This window comes from Clostridium sp. ATCC BAA-442 (genome assembly GCF_964239415.1).
Taxonomy (GTDB): domain Bacteria; phylum Bacillota; class Clostridia; order Oscillospirales; family Oscillospiraceae; genus Flavonifractor; species Flavonifractor plautii.
Genome location: NZ_CAXSQB010000012.1, coordinates 2,304 through 7,067, shown reverse-complemented (window position 1 = coordinate 7,067; position 4,764 = coordinate 2,304). Strand labels below are relative to the sequence as shown.

The following is a 4,764-nucleotide window of genomic DNA, read 5'->3' as shown; positions in this document are numbered from 1 at the left end:
CCCCCCCGTCTTTTGGGCCTTTTCAGTGAATACCGTAGGTCTCCCACAGCGTCAGGGTATTCTGAATGGTGAGCTTCTCGGCGAACAGCTCCCGGAACTGGGCGGTCTTCTGCTTTCCCTGGGCCTTGAGGGCCTCCATCCGCCCGGCCAGCTCCTCCTGGCGGGCCAGCAGGCGCCCATGGGCGTCCTCGTAGCGGCCCAGCCGCTCCGCTGCCTCTTGTTCCAGCCCGGCGGGCACGGAAAATCCGCCGTCCGGGCCGGGTACCGTGATGCGCTCCACCGCTTACTGGGGATTGAGGGTGTAGTTGGGCGCTTCCTTGGTGATATAGATGTCGTGGGGGTGGGACTCCTTGAGTCCGGCGGAGGTGATCTGCATGAACTGGGCCTTGGTGTGCAGCTCCTCCACGTTGTGGCAGCCGGTGTAGCCCATACCGGCCCGCAGGCCGCCCATGAGCTGGTAGATGGTGTCGCCGGTGGGGCCCTTGTAGGGCACGCGGCCCTCTACGCCCTCGGGCACCAGCTTCTTGTTGTTCTGCTGGAAGTAGCGGTCCTTGGAGCCGCAGGCCATGGCGCCCAGGGAGCCCATGCCGCGGTAGACCTTGAACTGGCGGCCCTGGTACACCTCGGTGTCGCCGGGGGACTCCTCGCAGCCCGCCAGCAGGGAGCCCAGCATGACCACGTTGGCGCCGGCGGCCAGGGCCTTGGCCAGATCGCCGGAGTACTTCACGCCGCCGTCGGCGATGATGGGCACGCCGTACTCGGCGGCCACGCAGGCGGCGTCATAGACGGCGGTGATCTGGGGCACGCCGATGCCGGCCACCACGCGGGTGGTGCAGATGGAGCCGGGGCCGATGCCGATCTTCACGCAGTCGGCGCCCGCCTCAATGAGGGCGCGGGTGCCCTCCGCGGTGGCCACGTTGCCGGCGATGAGCTGCACGTCGGGGTAGAGGGCCTTGATGCGGCGGACGCACTCCAGAATGTTGTTGGAGTGGCCGTGGGCGGAGTCCAGGCAGAGCACGTCCACGCCGGCCTCCACCAGCGCGTGGACCCGGTCCAGCACGTCGGGGGTGGCGCCGATGGCGGCGCCCACCAGCAGGCGGCCCTTCTCGTCGCGGGCGGAGTTGGGGTATACGGTGGCCTTCTCGATGTCCTTGATGGTGATGAGGCCCTTGAGGTGGTTCTCATCGTCCACGATGGGCAGCTTCTCGATCTTGTGGCGGCGCAGGATCTCCTTGGCCTCCTCCAGCGTGACGCCCTCCCTGGCGGTGACCAGGTTGTCCCTGGTCATCACGTTGTCCACCAACTGGCTCATGTCGGTCTCAAACTTCATGTCGCGGTTGGTGATAATACCGATGAGCTTGCCGTCCTTGCAGATGGGCACGCCGGAGATGCGGTACTTGGCCATGAGCTCGTCGGCCTCCGCCAGCGTATGGCCGGGGGCCAGCCAGAAGGGGTTGGTGATGACGCCGTTCTCGCTGCGCTTGACCATGTCCACCTGCTCGGCCTGGGCGCCGATGGACATATTTTTATGAATGATGCCGATGCCGCCCTCACGGGCGATGGCGATGGCCATGCGGTACTCGGTGACGGTATCCATGGCGGCGCTCATCAGGGGGATGTTAAGCCTGATCCTGCGGGTGAGCTGGGTATGCAGATCGATGTCTGCGGGCAGGACGTCGCTCTCGGCGGGGATGAGCAGCACGTCGTCGAAGGTGAGGCCCTGCCGGGTGAACTTCTGGCGCTCGTCAGTGTTGACCATGGTGCATCTCCTTTTATCTTTTTGCTCTCTCAGAGGTTAAATTTTTTCTATTTTACTCGATGGCTCCGCCGCTGTCAAGGGGTGAGCTCCGCCAGCTCCACCGCGCCGTCAAACCGGCTCTTGCCCGCCTGATCCGCCCCGTGGACGTACCACAGGCCGCCGGCCTGGCCGGTGTAGAGCTCGATGGTCTCCCCCGCCACGCACTCGGCCAGGTAGCCTACCTGGAGGGAGGAGACGAAGCGGCTGGGGCCCAGGCGCTCCATGTGGAGGGCGTCGCAGAGGAAGTCCACATAACGGACATTGTTGACGTGGCCGTTGACGTCGGTATCACTGTAGTGCATGGCGCGGCTGTCCGCGTGCTCCATAGTTTCGGGCAGGCGGACCCGGGACAGGGTGCGCTCCTTGCAGAGAGGGCCGCCGTCGGTATCCTGGAACTCCGTGATCCGGCTCATGCGGGCCAGCCTGTGGGTGGCGGCGTCGGCCAGCACCCAGGTGGACACCGCCTCCCCCACCGGCTGTCCATTCACAAACAGGTCGAAGTCCCGGTAGGTGGAGGCTCCCCTCCCGCCCCGGTGCCAGGTGCGGATGTGTACCGTGTCCCCCCAGCTCAGAGGGACATCCAGCCGGTACCACAGCCGGGCCAGCATCCAGAAGCTGTTGTACCGCTCCAGCATCTCGTCCCGGGAGACGTGAAGGGCACAGGCCGCCTGGGTGGCGGCCTCCTGGAGCATCCCCATCAGCCCGGAGGGGCGGCAGTGGTACCAGGGGTCGATGTCCCTGGAGTCCACCATGTACTCGCACTCGTATACCACCATGCTTCCGCCTCCTCAGTCCTGGCCGTGGATGACCAGCTTGTTTTTACAGCAGATGTCGTCGATGTCGCTGGCGGTGGCCGCCGGAATGCGCATGGCCCCGCCGCAGTCGGCGCAGAACAGGTCGATGGAGCTGAAATTGACCTGGAGCTTCCAGCGGTGGGAGCCGCAGGTGCAGGAGATGCCGTCCCGCTGGGCGATCTCCTTGAGCTCGGAGAGCACCTCCTGCATCACCAGCTCGTCCAGGAAGGCCCCCTTCTCCCCCGAAGCGGCCTCCAGCTTGTCCACCGCTTCCTCCAGGCGCTGGAGGGCGGCAAACACCGGCCCCTCCTCCCCCACGTAGCAGCAGTCCAGCCCCGAGGCGGCGCAGGAGAAGGCCAGTACCTTCTCGTGGAGAAAGGCGTGGGAGGAGCAGGTGACGGTGTGATCCTTGCCGCAGAACAGGCAGGGGACGGTGAGCTTCACCCGGTCGCCCATCAGCTCCACCCGGAGGGAGGATTTGCCGCAGGGGCAGGGCAGTTCGTTGGCGGACGCCGCCAGCTGGAATACGCTGCGCTCCACCGCCACGCTCTGGCGGCAGGCGGGACAGAGATAGGCCAGAGTACGCTTGGCTTCCTCGACCATGATATGCCTCCATTTCAATGAATCCGGTTTCTGCTGTTTATTATACCGCAAAGCCCTCTTTTTGACCAGCATGTCCCGCCACAAAATCCAGCCTCATATTTTCCCGGCTTTTCGTTCAAAATAGCATTATCTGAAGGAAAGAAGGTTGGCGCTATGACCACAAAAAAGCTGGGCCGGCAGACGGTCGCCCTTGCCCACCCGCCCTCCGTCGCGGGCCACGCCAATGTGGTGGGGAAAAAAGAAGGGGAGGGCCCGCTGGCCGACAGCTTCGACCAGATCAATCAGGACGATTCTTTTGGGGAAAAGACCTGGGAGAAGGCGGAGACCGCCATGCAGAAGCTGGCCCTCTCCTCCGCGCTGGACAAGGCGGGGCTGAGCGCCTCCGCCCTGGACTATATTCTGGCCGGCGACCTGCTCAACCAGTGCATTGGCTCTGGCTTCGCCGTCCGGGGGCAGGACGTCCCCTTCTTCGGGCTGTACGGCGCCTGCTCCACCATGGCGGAGAGCCTGTCTCTGGCCGCCCTGCTGGTGGACGGCGGTTTCGCCGCCCACGCCGCCGCCATGACCTCCTCCCATTTCTGCTCCGCCGAGCGGCAGTACCGCACGCCCCTGGAGTACGGCGGCCAGCGCACCCCCACCGCCCAGTGGACGGTGACGGGGGCGGGCTGCGTCATCCTCTCCCGGGAGGGGCCGGGCCCCTATATCACCCATGTGACCACAGGCAAGATTGTGGACAAGGGCATCCAGGACGCCAACAATATGGGAGCCGCCATGGCCCCCGCCGCCTATGATACCATTCAGGCCCATTTTCGGGACACAGGCCGCAGGCCCTCGGACTATGATCTGATTGTCACCGGCGATCTGGGCAGCCTGGGCAAGGAGATTCTGCTGGATCTCTTCCACCGGGACGGCATTGAATTCAAAAATCTGGAGGACTGCGGCGTGCTCATCTACGACGCCCAGACCCAGGACGTCCACTGCGGCGGCTCGGGCTGCGGCTGCTCCGCCGCGGTGCTCACCGGCTTTCTGCTCAACGGTATGAAGCAGGGCCGCTGGAGGCGCCTGCTCTTCTGCGGCACCGGCGCCCTGCTCTCCCCCACCTCCACGCTCCAGGGGGAGAGCATTCCGTCCATCTGCCACGCGGTGGCCATCTCAACGGAACAGTGAGGGAAAATCATGGAAGTCTTTTGGGAATACGCCCGCGCCTTCCTCTGCGGCGGGGTGCTCTGCCTGATCGGGCAGCTGCTCATTGACAAGACCAAGCTCACTCCGGCCCGTATTCTGGTGCTCTATGTGGTGTCCGGCGTGGTGCTGGGCGGGCTGGGGCTCTACAAGTACGTGGTGGAGTTCGGCGGAGCGGGGGCTACCGTCCCCCTGACCGGCTTTGGCTATCTGCTGGCCAAGGGGGCCGCCAAGGCCGTGGATGAGATGGGCATACTGGGCGCCCTCACCGGCGGCGTCACCGCCGCGGCGGGCGGCATCGCCGCCGCCATCTTCTTCGGCTGGCTGGTGGCCCTGATCTTCAAACCCAAACCCAAATCCCGATAAAAGAGGCGCGGGGCATTGCCC

At 65.1% G+C, this 4,764-nt stretch carries 6 protein-coding genes; 2 read left to right on the top strand and 4 right to left on the bottom strand.

Annotated features, from left to right (window positions below; all coding sequences use genetic code 11):
- Positions 1 to 22: 22 nt before the first annotated feature.
- From ACESY8_RS07200 to ACESY8_RS07185, 4 genes are all read right to left on the bottom strand, one after another.
- Positions 23 to 280, bottom strand: coding sequence for a hypothetical protein (locus ACESY8_RS07200; protein ID WP_024723184.1), 258 nt, complete (start codon positions 278 to 280; stop codon positions 23 to 25).
- A 3-nt stretch (positions 281 to 283) separates the two neighbouring features.
- The gene (gene guaB / locus ACESY8_RS07195) at positions 284 to 1,759 is read right to left on the bottom strand and encodes an IMP dehydrogenase (protein ID WP_007489348.1); all 1,476 of its coding nucleotides are present in this window, start codon (positions 1,757 to 1,759) and stop codon (positions 284 to 286) included.
- Positions 1,760 to 1,833: 74 nt separating this feature from the next.
- The gene (locus ACESY8_RS07190; protein ID WP_044939641.1) at positions 1,834 to 2,574 is read right to left on the bottom strand and encodes an acyl-[acyl-carrier-protein] thioesterase; all 741 of its coding nucleotides are present in this window, start codon (positions 2,572 to 2,574) and stop codon (positions 1,834 to 1,836) included.
- A 12-nt stretch (positions 2,575 to 2,586) separates the two neighbouring features.
- Complete coding sequence (locus ACESY8_RS07185) at positions 2,587 to 3,195, bottom strand: hypothetical protein (RefSeq protein ID WP_024723186.1); 609 nt, start codon at positions 3,193 to 3,195, stop codon at positions 2,587 to 2,589.
- Positions 3,196 to 3,348: 153 nt separating this feature from the next.
- Here ACESY8_RS07185 and spoVAD point away from each other — a divergent pair, with 153 nt between their 5' ends.
- Both spoVAD and spoVAE read left to right on the top strand, forming a co-directional pair.
- A complete protein-coding gene (spoVAD, locus tag ACESY8_RS07180; RefSeq protein ID WP_007489345.1) occupies positions 3,349 to 4,362 on the top strand; it encodes a stage V sporulation protein AD in 1,014 nt (337 codons plus the stop codon).
- 9 nt (positions 4,363 to 4,371) lie between these two features.
- Entirely contained in the window at positions 4,372 to 4,743 is a 372-nt protein-coding gene (gene spoVAE, locus ACESY8_RS07175; RefSeq protein WP_065534922.1) for a stage V sporulation protein AE, read from the top strand.
- Positions 4,744 to 4,764: the final 21 nt, after the last annotated feature.

Coding starts and splice junctions, on each gene's coding strand:
- guaB (WP_007489348.1), bottom strand. CDS start 1,759: ATGGTCAACACTGACGAGCGCCAGAAGTTCACCCGGCAGGGCCTCACC.
- ACESY8_RS07190 (WP_044939641.1), bottom strand. CDS start 2,574: ATGGTGGTATACGAGTGCGAGTACATGGTGGACTCCAGGGACATCGAC.
- ACESY8_RS07185 (WP_024723186.1), bottom strand. CDS start 3,195: ATGGTCGAGGAAGCCAAGCGTACTCTGGCCTATCTCTGTCCCGCCTGC.
- spoVAD (WP_007489345.1), top strand. CDS start 3,349: ATGACCACAAAAAAGCTGGGCCGGCAGACGGTCGCCCTTGCCCACCCG.
- spoVAE (WP_065534922.1), top strand. CDS start 4,372: ATGGAAGTCTTTTGGGAATACGCCCGCGCCTTCCTCTGCGGCGGGGTG.